14 protein-coding genes and 1 tRNA gene are annotated in these 13,919 nt (G+C 60.5%); 9 read left to right on the top strand and 6 right to left on the bottom strand.

Annotation, left to right across the window (positions count from 1 at the left end; genetic code table 11):
- Positions 1-197: 197 nt before the first annotated feature.
- The gene (locus LOKVESSMR4R_RS02630; RefSeq protein WP_204248707.1) at positions 198-923 is read right to left on the bottom strand and encodes a DsbA family protein; all 726 of its coding nucleotides are present in this window, start codon (positions 921-923) and stop codon (positions 198-200) included.
- Between the two features lie 33 nt (positions 924-956).
- Positions 957-1,532, bottom strand: coding sequence for a L,D-transpeptidase (locus LOKVESSMR4R_RS02625; protein WP_087212459.1), 576 nt, complete (start codon positions 1,530-1,532; stop codon positions 957-959).
- A gap of 226 nt (positions 1,533-1,758) precedes the next feature.
- On the opposite strand from LOKVESSMR4R_RS02625, the gene LOKVESSMR4R_RS02620 reads away from it, so the two are divergent.
- The 9 genes from LOKVESSMR4R_RS02620 to LOKVESSMR4R_RS02580 all read left to right on the top strand — a co-directional run bounded on the left by LOKVESSMR4R_RS02620 (position 1,759) and on the right by LOKVESSMR4R_RS02580 (position 8,241).
- Complete coding sequence (locus tag LOKVESSMR4R_RS02620; RefSeq protein WP_087206178.1) at positions 1,759-2,043, top strand: STAS domain-containing protein; 285 nt, start codon at positions 1,759-1,761, stop codon at positions 2,041-2,043.
- Entirely contained in the window at positions 2,043-2,414 is a 372-nt protein-coding gene (locus LOKVESSMR4R_RS02615) for a response regulator (protein ID WP_087206177.1), read from the top strand. Before LOKVESSMR4R_RS02620 ends, LOKVESSMR4R_RS02615 begins: the two co-directional genes overlap by 1 nt.
- Positions 2,414-4,507: a chemotaxis protein CheA gene (locus LOKVESSMR4R_RS02610; RefSeq protein WP_087206176.1), complete on the top strand. Its 2,094-nt coding sequence runs from the start codon at positions 2,414-2,416 to the stop codon at positions 4,505-4,507. Before LOKVESSMR4R_RS02615 ends, LOKVESSMR4R_RS02610 begins: the two co-directional genes overlap by 1 nt.
- Positions 4,491-4,958 carry a chemotaxis protein CheW gene (locus LOKVESSMR4R_RS02605; protein WP_087206175.1) on the top strand — a complete coding sequence of 156 codons (468 nt, stop codon included), beginning with the start codon at positions 4,491-4,493 and terminating at the stop codon, positions 4,956-4,958. Before LOKVESSMR4R_RS02610 ends, LOKVESSMR4R_RS02605 begins: the two co-directional genes overlap by 17 nt.
- A complete protein-coding gene (locus LOKVESSMR4R_RS02600) occupies positions 4,955-5,854 on the top strand; it encodes a CheR family methyltransferase (protein WP_087206174.1) in 900 nt (299 codons plus the stop codon). Before LOKVESSMR4R_RS02605 ends, LOKVESSMR4R_RS02600 begins: the two co-directional genes overlap by 4 nt.
- 3 nt (positions 5,855-5,857) lie before the next feature.
- Positions 5,858-6,244 carry a response regulator gene (locus LOKVESSMR4R_RS02595; RefSeq protein ID WP_007205801.1) on the top strand — a complete coding sequence of 129 codons (387 nt, stop codon included), beginning with the start codon at positions 5,858-5,860 and terminating at the stop codon, positions 6,242-6,244.
- Positions 6,241-6,600, top strand: coding sequence for a chemotaxis protein (locus LOKVESSMR4R_RS02590; protein WP_087206173.1), 360 nt, complete (start codon positions 6,241-6,243; stop codon positions 6,598-6,600). Before LOKVESSMR4R_RS02595 ends, LOKVESSMR4R_RS02590 begins: the two co-directional genes overlap by 4 nt.
- 127 nt (positions 6,601-6,727) lie before the next feature.
- Positions 6,728-7,714 (top strand): CheB methylesterase domain-containing protein, encoded by a 987-nt coding sequence (locus LOKVESSMR4R_RS02585; RefSeq protein WP_087206172.1) that lies wholly within the window; start codon positions 6,728-6,730, stop codon positions 7,712-7,714.
- A complete protein-coding gene (locus LOKVESSMR4R_RS02580) occupies positions 7,711-8,241 on the top strand; it encodes a chemotaxis protein CheD (protein ID WP_087206171.1) in 531 nt (176 codons plus the stop codon). The genes LOKVESSMR4R_RS02585 and LOKVESSMR4R_RS02580 overlap by 4 nt, the downstream gene beginning before the upstream one ends.
- A gap of 22 nt (positions 8,242-8,263) precedes the next feature.
- Here the strand turns inward: LOKVESSMR4R_RS02580 and LOKVESSMR4R_RS02575 are convergent, their stop codons facing one another.
- From LOKVESSMR4R_RS02575 to LOKVESSMR4R_RS02560, 4 genes are all read right to left on the bottom strand, one after another.
- Complete coding sequence (locus LOKVESSMR4R_RS02575; RefSeq protein WP_087206170.1) at positions 8,264-10,132, bottom strand: acyl-CoA synthetase; 1,869 nt, start codon at positions 10,130-10,132, stop codon at positions 8,264-8,266.
- A 106-nt stretch (positions 10,133-10,238) separates the two neighbouring features.
- The gene (locus LOKVESSMR4R_RS02570; RefSeq protein WP_087206169.1) at positions 10,239-12,029 is read right to left on the bottom strand and encodes an ABC transporter transmembrane domain-containing protein; all 1,791 of its coding nucleotides are present in this window, start codon (positions 12,027-12,029) and stop codon (positions 10,239-10,241) included.
- A 95-nt stretch (positions 12,030-12,124) separates the two neighbouring features.
- Positions 12,125-12,198, bottom strand: a tRNA-Gly gene (locus tag LOKVESSMR4R_RS02565).
- A gap of 138 nt (positions 12,199-12,336) precedes the next feature.
- Positions 12,337-13,899: a bifunctional metallophosphatase/5'-nucleotidase gene (locus LOKVESSMR4R_RS02560; RefSeq protein WP_087206168.1), complete on the bottom strand. Its 1,563-nt coding sequence runs from the start codon at positions 13,897-13,899 to the stop codon at positions 12,337-12,339.
- Between the last annotated feature and the right edge of the window lie 20 nt (positions 13,900-13,919).

Here is a 13,919-nt window from a genome sequence, read left to right as displayed (position 1 = left end):
AGTCACTGGAAGCTCAAGCCCCTTGTGGAAAAAACCGCAAATCCTTGCTTTTGCGCTGGAACGCGCGGCCATGGCAGGCGCGCAACAAGGCGCAACCGCATGAAATGCGATGTCGCGGGTCAACCCTGCGGCCACACCACCGGCGCGATCAGCAATGGCCAGCTGGCAGCCGCGATGCGCGCATCAGGCCCCGAGGCCTATTCCGCGGCGCGCGCGGCCGCGACCAGCCTTTGCATCTGGTCGGCGCGGATCATGCCGGGTGCCAGATTTTCACCGATCACGAATGACGGTGTGCCGGTAAAGCCAAGCGCGCGGCCCAGCCCGTTAGACATTTGCAGATGCTCTGTCACCGCAGGGGCCTGCATGTCGCGGCGCAGCTGATCAAGATCCAGCCCCAGGCTTTGCGCCACGCGCATGACGCTTTGTTCCTCGGCCCGCCCCTGCATCGTCATCAAGGCGGTATGAAATTCCGCATATTTGCCCTGCGCCCGCGATGCCAAGGCGGCCCGCGCGGCAAAGACCGATCCTTCGCCAAGGACGGGCCATTCGCGCAAGACCACCCGGACGTTGGAATCGGCCGATAGCAAACCGTCAAGTTCCAGCTTGGCGTTCCGACAATAAGGACAATTGTAATCAAAGAATTCGACCACGGTCACATCGCCATCGGGGTTGCCGATGACGGGTGCATTGGGGTCATTTTCCAGCACCATGCGCTGATCATCCAATGCGGCCCGCGCCGCTGTGGCCTGCGCCTCTTGCTGATCTTGTTCGAGGATCTGCAAGGCTTCGACGATGATCTGGGGATTGGCACGGATCGTGTCCAGCACAAGATCGCGGACCTGATCTTCGGTCAGGCTCTGCGCGCCCAGCGACAAAGGCAAGGCGCAGATCGCCGCAATGCTGAAAAGTCTTGTCATATTCATGCTGTCCCTTTCAAGGCAAGCGGCGGGAAACAGTCAGATCAGACGGACCTTGGTCCCGATCGGGGCGCGGTCATACACTTCGGCGATCTGTTCATTGTAAAGACCGATGCAGCCGTTCGATGATTTGCGTCCGATCTTGCGCGTGTCCTGCGTGCCATGGATCCGGTAGAATTGCCACGACAGATACAGCGCATGCGATCCCATCGGGTTCAGCGGGTCACCACCGGGAATGAAAGCGGGCCATTCAGGGTTGCGTTCGCGCATCGCCGGTGTCGGCGACCAGCTGGGGGCGACGCGCTTGTCGATCACCTCGGTAAAGCCGGTGCGCGTCAGATCATCAGAGAGCGGGACCGAGGTCGGATAAATCCGCATGTCACCATCGGGCGTCCAATGCTGCAGAAACATCGATTTGGTATCCGCGAGAATCGCCCCCACGCCCAGCGAATCGAAATGGTCGCGCCATTCATGCACGCGAAACGCGGCGATATTGCGATCGACCGGGGCCTGCTGGGTCTGCGCGCGTAAAATGGATGGCGCAAAAAGGGTCGCTGCGGTCGCCCCGACCAGCACAGCGCGGCGTGACGGGGTCTTGGGGGTCGTCTTGGTCATTCTGGCCTCATCTTTCTCAATCGTCACTGACATTACGCGCTCTGCGCGGTCAAGCCTATCGATATGTCCGATGCGCCGCATTTAGCATGACATGGCCGCAGATGTGCCACGCCACACGCAGATTTGAACGCCGCCGCCGGGGTGATGAAGAGGCTGCGCCGTTTACATGATCTTAAGGCGTGCCAGCCCATAAGACCTTTCGACACGTAACGAAGGATCACTTTATATGCCGGCCGATACCGCCACAATCACCCTGCCTTCCGTGCTGACATTCGAAGCCTGCGAAGATCTGTTCACCGCGCTCAAGGCGGCGCAAGACGGCGACCTGATCATTGATGGCAGCAATGTCGGCCGTCTTGGGGGTCTTGCGGCCCAGATCCTGGCCACGGCCAGCCTGACATGGGCGGCCAGCGGGCGGTGCCTGACCCTTGTCAACGAATCCGATGACCTGCGCCAGGCGCTGGAAAACCTCGCGCTTTGGCCGCTGCCGCAACAAAAAAGGGTCCTGTGATGACGAAACGCATTCTGGCTATCGACGATTCGCGGACCATCCGCAGCCTGCTGACCCAGACCCTGCAAAACGCCGGGTTCGAGGTGTCGACAGCCGTGGACGGCGTCGATGGGATCGAAAAGTTCCAGCATGAAGACGCCGATCTGGTGATTACCGATGTGAACATGCCCAACAAGGACGGTTTCGGGGTGATCGCCGATATCCGCGGGGGCACCCGCAACCGCACGGTGCCCGTTCTGGTCCTGACCACGGAAAGCGGGGCTGCGCTGAAAGAACGCGCGCGGCAGGCCGGGGCAACCGGCTGGATCGTCAAGCCATTCGATGACGAAGCGCTGGTCGCCGTCATCCGCCGCCTGACAGGAGCCGCGTGATGACCGCCGATATGACAATGCGCGACGTTTTCTTCGAAGAATGCGAAGACCTGATTGCCGCCCTGACCGAAGGGCTGACAGCCATGCGCGATGGCAGCACCGATAGCGAAACGCTCAATGCCGTCTTTCGTGCTGTCCATTCCGTCAAAGGGGCGGCCGGTGCCTTTGCGCTCGATGATCTGGTGGGCTTTGCCCATACATTCGAAACGGTTCTGGATCACGTCCGCTCTCAGCGGCTGGCCCTTGATGACCGCATCCTGCATGTGCTGCAACGGTCGGGCGATATCCTTGCCGATCTCATCGAAACCGCGAGAGAGGAATTGCCGACAAACTCTGCCCAGGTGGACCCGGTCCTGGCAGATCTGCAATCCTTTCTGGGCGACGCCCCGGCCGAGGCAGAGGAATTCGTCTTCGAGGCGCTGACGCTGGCCTTCGACGGGCCGGCCGATGCGGGCGCGACCTATACGGTCGATTTTACGCCCAATGAAGCCTTTTACACTAGCGGCAACGATCCGGTCTTGATCATCGCCGCATTGCAATCACTGGGCACAACCCGCGTCACGGTCGATCTGTCGCGGCTGCCAAACGGTTTGGACGATCTGAACTGGCGCGATGGGCTGTTGTCCTGGCATGTCGAAATCGACGGTCTGGGGTCGGATCTCCCGATCCTCGAAGTCTTCGAATTCGTCGACGACCTTTGCGCATTGCAGGTCAAATTGCGCGACGACGACGACACCGCCCCCGCCATTGCAGCGGACGACACACCCGGCAACCCAACCGAGGAGGACACAATGGAAACCGTGGCCGGTACGGTGGGCGACATATCCGATCAGAAAACGCGCAATGCGGCCGACAAGGGCAACACCCGCGCCGCCAGTTCGCTCCGCGTCGATCCTGAACGCATTGACCGCCTGATCAATGCGGTGGGTGAATTGATCATCAACCAATCCGTGATCTCGCAAAGGCTGCAACATGCCAATCTGCCCAATACGGCGGAATTGTTTGCCGATCTTGACGATTACAAACTGCTGGCCCGCGAAATCCAGGAAGGCGTGATGGCGATCCGCGCGCAGCCCGTCAAACCCCTGTTCCAGCGCATGTTGCGCATTGCACGCGAGGCTGCGGATGCCACCGGCAAGGTGGTCGAACTGATCACCGAGGGCGAGGCGACAGAAGTCGATAAAACCGTCATCGAACGGCTCGCCGATCCGCTGACGCATATGATCCGCAACGCCATCGACCACGGGATCGAAGCCCCCGATCAGCGCGAAGCCGTCGGAAAGAACCGGCAAGGCAGGCTGCGCCTTGCGGCACGTCAAAGGTCTGGCAGCATCGTGATCGAAATCGCAGATGACGGGGCTGGCCTCAACCGTCCGCGGATCAGGGAAATTGCCGTCTCCAAAGGGCTCGTCGCCGAGGATGCGCAATTGTCCGAAACCGAAATCGACCACTTGCTCTTCGCCCCCGGCTTTTCCACCGCCAAAGAGGTGACCAATCTCTCGGGACGCGGCGTTGGCATGGATGTGGTCAAGACAGCGATCACCGTCCTTGGCGGGCGCGTCGCGATCAGCAGTCAATTTGGCCAGGGCACGACGTTTTCCATCACCCTGCCACTGACGCTGGCGGTGATGGATGGCATGATCATCAACCTTGGCGGGCAGACAATGGTTGTCCCCATCTCCAGCATCGTGGAAACGATCCGGCCCAAAGCGGCCGACCTGTCGCAGCTGGGGCTGAACAATACATTGCTGCGCATCCGCGGCGAATATGTGCCGATTATCGATCTGGCAGAACGCATGGGGCAAGTCGCAACGCTGCGCGACATGACCGACAGGGTGCTTTTGCTGATCCAGACCGACAGCGTCCCGCAATGCGCGCTGGCCGTCGATGATATCTTCGACCAGCGCCAGGTCGTCGTCAAAAGCATGCAGGGAAATTACGGCGAAATATCTGGAATCTCGGGCGCCACAATCCTGGGCGACGGCAAGATCGCGCTCATCATCGACCCCGAGGCCGTCGCGCAAGGCAACGCGGTCTATGCGGTCACCAACAGCCAAAATGGAAGGGATGTCAATTATGTCGCAGCTTGCTGAACTGCAAAAATCCGAACGGCTGGAATTCGTCACCCTGGTGGCCGGCGGTCAGAATTTCTGTATTGAAATCAAACAAATCAGAGAGATTCGTCGCTGGACCCCGGTCACGGTGCTGCCGCATTCGCCCGATCACGTCCTTGGCGTGATCAACCTGCGGGGCGCTGTCATTCCGATTATTGATCTTGCCGCGAAACTCGGTTTCGCCAAGATCATGCCCACGGAACGGCATGTCATCATCATCATCGCTGTCGAGGACAGGATCATTGGCCTTCTGGTCGAATCCGTGTCCGAGATCCTCGGGGTCGATGCCCATACCGTCCGCGAAACCCCAAGAGGGCCCGAGGACACGACCACCCGCGCCATTCTCGGGATCATCCCGCTTGGCGATGACATGACAAAAGTCATCAGTCTCTCGGCCTTGCTGGCTCCGGCAAATCAGGTGGCTGCATGACCCTGCCCGATCAGACCGCGCGATCCGACCAGAACATGCGCGAATATCAATTTACCGATCATGATTTTCAGTCAATCGCAGCCTTGGCGCATCAGCGGTATGGGCTGCATCTGCAACCGTCCAAAAAGCCGCTTGTCTATTCTCGGCTGACGAAACGATTGCGGGCTTTGAACCTTCCCGACTTCGAAAGCTATTGCGCCCTGCTGTCGGACCCGCGCGGTCATGCGGAACAATCGCATCTGCTCTCTGCGCTGACCACCAATGTCACGCATTTCTTTCGTGAACGCCACCATTTCACCTATCTGCGCGAAAACATCCTTCCCGATCTCGTGGAAAAAGCGAAAAAGGGCGCTCCGGTCAGAATATGGTCCTCGGCCTGCTCGGCCGGCCAAGAGGCTTATTCCATTGCCGCAATGATCCGCGATGCATGCCCCGAAGCGGCGCGCCTGGACATAAAATTGCTCGCCACGGATGTCGATCCTCAAATGATCCAAAAGGCCCGGCAAGCGCAATATGACCAAGATCAGGCCGAGGCGATCCCCAATGAATACAAAAAGCTGATGATCGAGGACAGTGATGGGCCGCAATTCCGGATCCGGCAGGATCTGGCCTCGCTGGTGTCATTCGGCGAATTGAACCTGATCGGGGATTGGCCGATGCGCCGGCGGTTCGATGTCATTTTCTGTCGGAATGCGGCGATCTATTTTGACAAGGACACGCAAGTCCGTCTCTGGCAACGGTTCGCGGATGTCTTACAGGACGACGGCCATTTGATGATCGGGCATTCCGAACGGCTGACCGGCCCTGCACAAAGCGATTTCCGCAGCACCGCCATTACCACTTACCAGCGGCTGCCCCGCAACGCGGCCCCGAGCCGACCTCAAACGAAAGACTGACCCATGAGCTTGAAAGACACATTGCGCGTGATGATCGTAGACGACATGGGCGTCAGCCGGGGGCTGCTTGTACAAGCCATCGAAGAGATGGGAATATGGAAAAATCAGGCGGAAAACGACGGACGTGCCGCTCTGAACAAGCTGATCGCCGACCCCGTTCATCTGGTCCTGTCCGATTACAACATGCCGGGCATGGACGGGCTCGAACTGCTCCGCGCCTTGCGCCAGCACAAGGCCACCGCACGGATCGGGTTCATTCTCGTGACCGGCAACCCGACCCCCGACCTGGTCGCCAAGGGCAAGGCACTTGGCCTGAACAATATCATCAAAAAGCCCTTTTCAACCGCCAGCATGAAGCAATGCATCGAAACCGTGGTGGGCAAGCTATGACAACGCCACCCGCCACGCACCGGCCCGCGCCAGCGCGGACGCTCACCAATGTCGGCACCGCCCTACGCGAGGTCGCGACGATCGTTACTCGCCTTGAAGATGCCGCCTTGCATAGCTGCGCTTGCGCTGCCGACATGCCGCAAAAAACCCGATCATTGCAGGACTTTGATCTTGTCCTGCAGTCACTTGCCGATCTTGCAACCTTGATCGAGGCGATGGGCCACCATGGCATCGACCAAGCCACACCCGATTGTGGCAAATGGATCGCGCAGATGCGTCTGGCCTGGCTACGCGACCTGATTGGCGATGCCCCTGATCCTGTCGATCACGACCGGACCCAGATAGCGATCTTCTGATGCGACATGTCTTTGCCCAACACAGCGCGCCCGCAAGCAGCCATGCCCTTGCTGCCAGTCCTTTGGCGGATTGCGACAGCAAAGATGGCAGCATCTGGCAGGTCTTCGCAGCAAGAGGCATCCGATCATGCGCATCTTGATCGCCCATCGATCCGTCATCCTGCTGGGCCAGCTACAACGCCGGCTGGAGCGGCTTAAGATCGACGTGATGCGCGCCGCCACCGAGCTGACGGAAGTCTATGATTTTGCGGAACATCACGAGCCTGATTGCGTCTTGCTGACAACCGATATTGCGGATTGTCCCGAATTCGAATTGCTTGCAACGCTTTTCGGCATCATGGGCATCGGCTGCGTCGTGCTGGCGACCCCAAATCAGGCGCAGCTGACCAATGCCGCGCTCAAGGCCAATCCGGCGATCCGCGTTCTGCCGGCCAATGTCTCGGATAGCGACCTGATCGCAGCCTTGGTGCCCAGCGGGCGCCGTCAGCACCCCAAGGCACCGGCGGTCGCACCGGCACCAGCCGGGCGCGTCGACCCTCGCAGCACCATTCTGATCGGCTCTTCGACGGGCGGGATCGATGCTTTGATGCAGATCTTGCCCCATTTTCATCCGGGCGCGCCGCCGACTGTCATCGTCCAACATACCGGTGGCAACTTTGCGGCAAGCCTGATTAGGCTGCTTGACGGGGTCACCACTGCAAAAGTCGTGGCCGCAACGCCGGATACGGCATTGCAGCGCGGTCATGTCTATCTGGCCTCCGGTGACACGCATCACGTCCGCCTGATCAACGGGTCTCCGGCGCGGATCAAACTGGACGAGGCACCCCGCAGATCCGGCCACCGGCCTTCGGTGGATACGCTGTTTCTCTCGGCCGTCCCGCTTGCATCGCATGTGACCGCCGCGATCCTGACGGGGATGGGCCGTGATGGTGCCGAAGGGATCACAGCATTGCGTGCCGCAGGTGCCCGCACCTTTGGTCAGGATGAGGCGAGCTGTATCGTCTACGGGATGCCACGCGTGGCGAAATCCTTGGGTGGCATCGAAACCGAACTGCCGATCCATCAGATCGGTCCCAGCTTGCTGCGGGCATCACAGCAAAGGCAGCGCGCATGAGTGATCTGAACACCACATCGCCCAAAATGATGACCATCGTGCAAGGCGACTTTGCCGTGTCAAATGATGCGCAGGTGGTGATGTCGACCGTCCTGGGGTCTTGCGTCGCGGTCTGTATCTTTGACCTTCAGGCGAAAGTCGGGGGCATGAACCATTTTCTGCTGGCCAGCGGCGGTGATTCAAATACCACCGACCTGAAATATGGCGTCAATGCGATGGAATTGCTGATCAACCGCATCTTGCGCGCGGGCGGTGACAGGCGCAGGCTCCAAGCCAAGATTTTCGGCGGTGCGCGCATGACCGTCCATGCCCGCGACATCGGCCAGTCCAATGGTGAATTCGCCCTGGGGTTTCTGGAACGCGAAGGCATCCCCTGCCTCTCGCAGAGCTTGGGCGGCACCATGGCCCGCCGCGTCCAGTTCACGCCGACAACCGGTGCAGCGCGCCAGATGCAAATCTCTGAATCGCCAGCTATCGAAACACCGGTCATACGCCCGCGCGCCGCGCCCGAGATCACGCTTTTCTGATGCAGGGGCCAGGATGACTGCGCTATTCTTCAACGATATCCCAAGGGATGGTATAAAGGCCCAGCGCGCTGGTGATCTTGTCTGCAATCGCCGGATCGGCGCTGATCTGCGCGACAAGCCCGCGTTTACTATCCTCGACGACGCAATCGACCTCTGCCGCCAGATCGGCAAGGGCGGCGGCATAGACCCGGGTGATCGCGCGCTTGCGCAGATCGGGCTTAAAGATTTTGCCAACCGCGGTTTTCGGAAGTTCCGCCAATATTTCCAGATGTTTAGGATGGGCCGCGCGTTCGTGAATATGCTGTTTGGCGTAATCCAGCAGCGCCGCTTCGGTCACATCCGCATCGGCGACCAGTTCAAGATAGACACAAGGCACCTCGCCGGCATGCGCATCGGGCTGCCCGATTGCCCCCGCGAATGCGACAGCAGGATGCCCGGCCAAAGCCTCTTCGATTTCGGCGGGGTCGATATTATGGCCGCCACGGATGATCAGATCCTTGGCGCGGCCGGTGATCCACAGATATCCATCCGCATCGATCCGCCCCAGATCCCCGGTCCGCAGGTGATCGGCGTAGAACATGTCGCGGTTCTTGTCGGCATCGGTATAGGTCTGGCCGCTGAACACACCCGGGCTGGCCACGCAGATCTCGCCGATCTCGTCGATGCCGCATGGCTTGCCCGTCGCCGCCGAAACGATCTTCACATCCGTATAGGGGAAGGGCAGACCGATCGAGCCGACCCGTTTTTCGCCATCGGGCGGGTTGATCGACACCAGGCAGGTCGCCTCGGTCAGCCCATAGCCTTCGCAGATGGTGACCCCGGCCGCCGCCTCGAATCTTTTGTAAAGTTCGAGCGGCAAGGGCGCGGACCCGCAAAAGGCCAATCGCAACGACGATATATCCGCATCGACCTTGCGCTGCATCAGCGCCGCCATCGCTGTTGGCACGGTGATCATAAAGCTGACCTTATGCTTGGCGATCAATTTCCAGAAATTGTCGAACACGCCGGCCCCGCGATAGCCCTGTGGCGTCGGAAACACGACCTGCGCCCCCGACCCAAGCGAGGCGCCCAGCGACACGATTGTCGCAAACACATGAAACAAGGGCAGCGGGCAGATCTGCACATCCTTTTCGGTAAACAGCAGCCGCGCGCCCAGCCAGGCATTATAGACGATCCCGGAATAGCGGTGCTGCACGACCTTGGGCATGCCGGTGGTGCCACCGGTGTGAAAATAGGCCGCCACCCGGTCCTTATCCGAATCGGCAAAGGTCAGGCTGACCGGGCGCTTGGCCAGTTCGGCGTTGAAATCCAACACCTTGGCCTGATGCGCCACCGGATTCCGTGGCCGGATCAGCGGCACCACAAATCGTTTTACCCCGGTCAAGTAGCGGTGCAGATCGACCTCCAGCACGGTGGTGACATTGGGGGCCAGGCGCACGGCCTCGGCGGTTTTCTGGGCAACATCGGTTTTGGGAAAGGCGCGCAGGGTGACGACGACCTTGGCCTTTGTGTCGCGCAGGATCGCGCCGATCTGTTCGGGCTCCAGCAGCGGGTTGATCGGGTTCACGATCCCCGCGACCTGACCACCCAGATAGGTCAGGATCGTTTCGGTCGCATTGGGCAAAATGAAGGCGACGACATCGGTTTCCCCGATCCCCAGGTCGCGGAACAGATTGGCGGCTTGCGCCGTCTTGGCCTGTAAGGCGGACCAAGTCAGCGTTTCACAAAACGACTCCGGGTCGGACAGCAGGCTAAAGCTGACCGCCTTGCGATCGCCATGCGCGGCCGCCGTCTGCGACAAAAGCGCAAAAGTCGTCCGTGGCAGGCTACGTTCTGCCCAGGGCATTTCATTATGAATCGCGTCGCGATCCGCCATTGTCGCAAAAGCCATCCCAATCCTCCCGATTGTCTGGTGCGCGGTTTTGGCCGCACCCCTTCAGGACGAAAGGTTGATCAAACCCGGCGCGCGGTGCAAGCCTGACGCTGCGCAAATCGGGCTATTCCGCCGCGACGCCTTCGGTGAATTGCAACCTTGCCAGCCGCGCATATAGGCCGCCTCGTGCCACCAGCGCATCATGCGTGCCCTGCGCGACAATCCGGCCCGCGTCAAAGACGACGATCCGGTCCGCCTTTTTCACCGTGGCCAGCCGATGCGCCACGATCAGCGTTGTGCGGGTCTTGGCCAGATCCTCGACCGCGCGTTGCACGGCATATTCGCTTTCGGCGTCCAGCGCGCTTGTCGCCTCGTCCAGCAACAGGACCGGCGCATCGCGCAGGATGGCCCGCGCGATGGCGATCCGCTGCTTTTGCCCGCCCGACAGCATCACGCCACGTTCCCCGACATAGCTTTCATAGCCGTCGGGCAAGGCGGTCAGGAAATCATGCGCGGCAGCGGCTTTGGCGGCGGCTTCGACCTCGGCATCGGTTGCATCGGGGCGGCCAAAGCGGATGTTTTCGCGCGCCGTATCGGCAAAGATCACCGGATCTTGCGGCACCAAGGCGATATGCTTGCGAAATTCGGCGCGCGTCAGGTCACGCAGATCGATTCCGTCCAATGTGACCTGTCCTTCCTGCGGATCATAGAACCGCTGGACAAGCTGGATAATCGTGCTTTTGCCCGCGCCGGACGGGCCAACCAATGCCACGGTTTCGCCTGGCGCGATATGCAGGTTGATGCCGTCCAGCGCGGAAATCGACATCCGCGACGGATAGCTGAAGCGCAGGTTTTCAAAGCGCAGCGCGCCACGGACGGGGGCCGCCAAGCGGCGCGGCTGTGCCGGGTCGGTCACGCTATCCTCGATCGTCAGCAATTCGACCAGCCGTTCGGTCGCCCCCGCCGCACGCTGCAATTCGCCCCAGACCTCTGACAGGGCGGCGACGGCACCGCCGACCATGATCGTGTAGATCATGAATTGCACCAGCCCGCCTTCGGTGATCTCGCCCGCGACGACATCTTGCGATCCCATCTGCAGGAACAAAACGATGGCCGCGAAAACCATGAAGATCACGACCGCCGTCAAAAACGCCCGCGTCAGGATGCGCCGCCGCGCCGAGCGATAGCTTTGCTCTGTCACCGCGTCGAATTTGGCGCGGCTCAGCTCTTCGTGGGTAAAGGCCTGCACCGTCTGGGCCGAGGTCAAAAGCTCGGAAGCATCGCCGCTGGATTCCGCGATCAGGTCCTGATTTTCGCGCGACAGGCTGCGCACCCGGCGGCCCAGAAACAGGATCGGGAACAGCACGACCGGGATCGGCCAGAGAACCATCATGCTCATCTTGACCGAGGTCAGCAGCATCAGGACCACGCCACCGATAAAGATCAGGATATTGCGCAGCGCGATCGAGGCGGAACTGCCGATCACCGATAGGATCAGCGTCGTATCGGTGGTGATCCGGCTCAGCACCTCGCCCGTCATGATCCGTTCGTAAAAGCTGGGGCTCATGCTGATCATGCGGTTGAACACCGCCTTGCGGATATCGGCCACGACACGTTCGCCCAGACGCGTGACCAGATAATATCGCAGCGCCGTTCCAAAGGCGAGAAGCACGGCAAAGGCCAGCAGCGCCATGAAATGGCGGCTGATCGCGACACTGTCGAGCCCGAAATTATCGACCACCAGACGCGCGATCACCGGCAGGCTCAACGCCACCATTGCGGTAAAGACAAGCGCGAATCCCGCCCCGATCAGGTTCCATTTATAGGGTTTGATGAACGGCCAAAGCGCCTGCAGCGCGCTGATCTTTTTGCTGGCTGGCCGGTCTTCTGCTTTGGTCTGCACAGTTTCGGCCATCGGGCGTCCTTTGTCTGTCAGGGCCTGATGTAAAACGGGGCCACCATTTGCACAAGCCGGGATCGCCGATGCGAAATCCGCAGCTGTCGCAAGATTGGAGCGGGCGGCGGGAATCGAACCCGCGTCTCTTGCTTGGAAGGCAAGGGTCTTACCATTACACAACGCCCGCGCAGTGTTGGGATTAAGTCACGCGGCCCGCCCCGTCAAGGAACAGCCCGCATCTTCCGAGCATAAATATCCCCCGCGCGGAGCGCAGCTGACATCGCCTTGCGCGCCGCCACTTGCAGCGGCGCGCAATGTGTTTGCATCAGTTCACGGTGATCCGGCCATCGGTATAGGGCGTGAAGACACCCTGCGCGGCCATATATTCGGCCAGCACATCCGCCAGGTCAGGGCCAAAATCATAGGCATTGGCGGCATCCTCGAACATCGAATAGCCATCACCGCCATTGCGGACGTAATTGTTGGACACCACCCCATAGACCATGGCCGGATCAAGCGGCGCATCGCCGACCATGACCTCCGAGATACGCTGACCCGCCGGCGCTGCGCTGTCGATGGCAAAGCTCATCCCCGCGACCTGCGGAAAACGGCCAGCCCCGTCCTCGATCTGGCTGACACCGTTTTCAAGCGCGGCCAGCAGAGTCTCGCCGGTGACCTCGAAGGTGGATAGCGTGTTCTGGAACGGCAGCACGCCCAGCACTTCGCCCATCGTCACCTCGCCCGCGTCGATCGAGGCGCGGATGCCGCCCCCGTTCTGGATCGCGATCTGGACGCCCTGATCACGCACGCGGTCCAGCATCGCATCGGCGATCAGCGATCCCATCGGGCATTCCATCGCACGGCAGACAGTGCGGTCACCATCAATCGCCGCGGCAGTTTCAGCGACGATGCGCGTCTTCATCTCTTCGATCGGCCCGGCGAGTTCGGCGATCCGCGCGACTGCCGCTTCATCCTCGGCCACGCTGGCATCCAGCAGGATCGTATCGCCGGTGGCCGAAATCACATTGCCCGCGTCATCAAAGACCAGCGTCAGATGGCCGACATATTTGGAATAGGCATAGGCCTGCACCACAGGCACAGTGCCGACCATCGTGGGATAGGCCAGCGCGCCGTCTTCGGTGTTGGACATCAGCGTATGCGAATGCCCGCCGACAATGGCGTCGATCCCGTCAACCGCGGCGGCGATTTCCATATCCTTGGACAGGCCGACATGGGTCAGCGCGATGATCTTGGTGACACCCTCGCCTTGCAATGCTGCGACATCCGTACTCAGGCTGGCGACCTCGGGGGTGAAGATGACAGCATCCGACGGGCTGGATGTTTCGACCGTGTCCCCGGCCAAAGCCGAGATGATGCCGATCCGCTGCCCGCCGACTTCAAGCACGATGTGGTTTTCGACCTGACCAGCCAAGATGTTGGAACCGGACACGTCGATATTGCCGGAAATGACGGGGAAAGACACCAGATCGGTCAGCTTGCGCAGGCCTTCGTCGCCATCGTCGAATTCATGGTTACCGACGGCCATGACATCATAGCCGATGACATTCATGAACTCGGCTTCGACATCGCCCTTATAGGTCGTGTACATCAGGCTGCCCTGATATTGGTCGCCCGCATCGACAACGATGACATTCTGACCTGCCAGTTCGTCGCGCAGGGCGTTGATCTGGGTGATGACGCGTGCGACGCCGCCAAAGCATTCACCGGCGGCATTCGCCTCGGCGTTGCAGGTGGAATCAAACGCGCTGATCGGCTCGATCCGGCTGTGCAGGTCGTTGGTGTGGATGATATGCAGCGTGTAATCGGCCGCAGCCGACCCCGCGATCAGCGCCAAGGCGCAGCTTGTCGTCAACAGTCGCAATGTCATGGACTTATCCCTTAAGGTTT

Origin of the sequence: Yoonia vestfoldensis (assembly GCF_002158905.1) — a bacterium.
GTDB classification, from domain to species: Bacteria; Pseudomonadota; Alphaproteobacteria; order Rhodobacterales; family Rhodobacteraceae; genus Yoonia; species Yoonia vestfoldensis_B.
This window is presented reverse-complemented; position numbering and strand designations above follow the sequence as displayed.

Coding starts and splice junctions, on each gene's coding strand:
- LOKVESSMR4R_RS02620 (WP_087206178.1), top strand. CDS start 1,759: ATGCCGGCCGATACCGCCACAATCACCCTGCCTTCCGTGCTGACATTC.
- LOKVESSMR4R_RS02600 (WP_087206174.1), top strand. CDS start 4,955: ATGACCCTGCCCGATCAGACCGCGCGATCCGACCAGAACATGCGCGAA.
- LOKVESSMR4R_RS02630 (WP_204248707.1), bottom strand. CDS start 923: ATGAATATGACAAGACTTTTCAGCATTGCGGCGATCTGCGCCTTGCCT.
- LOKVESSMR4R_RS02580 (WP_087206171.1), top strand. CDS start 7,711: ATGAGTGATCTGAACACCACATCGCCCAAAATGATGACCATCGTGCAA.
- LOKVESSMR4R_RS02590 (WP_087206173.1), top strand. CDS start 6,241: ATGACAACGCCACCCGCCACGCACCGGCCCGCGCCAGCGCGGACGCTC.
- LOKVESSMR4R_RS02610 (WP_087206176.1), top strand. CDS start 2,414: ATGACCGCCGATATGACAATGCGCGACGTTTTCTTCGAAGAATGCGAA.
- LOKVESSMR4R_RS02575 (WP_087206170.1), bottom strand. CDS start 10,132: ATGGCTTTTGCGACAATGGCGGATCGCGACGCGATTCATAATGAAATG.
- LOKVESSMR4R_RS02585 (WP_087206172.1), top strand. CDS start 6,728: ATGCGCATCTTGATCGCCCATCGATCCGTCATCCTGCTGGGCCAGCTA.
- LOKVESSMR4R_RS02560 (WP_087206168.1), bottom strand. CDS start 13,899: ATGACATTGCGACTGTTGACGACAAGCTGCGCCTTGGCGCTGATCGCG.
- LOKVESSMR4R_RS02615 (WP_087206177.1), top strand. CDS start 2,043: ATGACGAAACGCATTCTGGCTATCGACGATTCGCGGACCATCCGCAGC.
- LOKVESSMR4R_RS02625 (WP_087212459.1), bottom strand. CDS start 1,532: ATGACCAAGACGACCCCCAAGACCCCGTCACGCCGCGCTGTGCTGGTC.
- LOKVESSMR4R_RS02595 (WP_007205801.1), top strand. CDS start 5,858: ATGAGCTTGAAAGACACATTGCGCGTGATGATCGTAGACGACATGGGC.
- LOKVESSMR4R_RS02570 (WP_087206169.1), bottom strand. CDS start 12,029: ATGGCCGAAACTGTGCAGACCAAAGCAGAAGACCGGCCAGCCAGCAAA.
- LOKVESSMR4R_RS02605 (WP_087206175.1), top strand. CDS start 4,491: ATGTCGCAGCTTGCTGAACTGCAAAAATCCGAACGGCTGGAATTCGTC.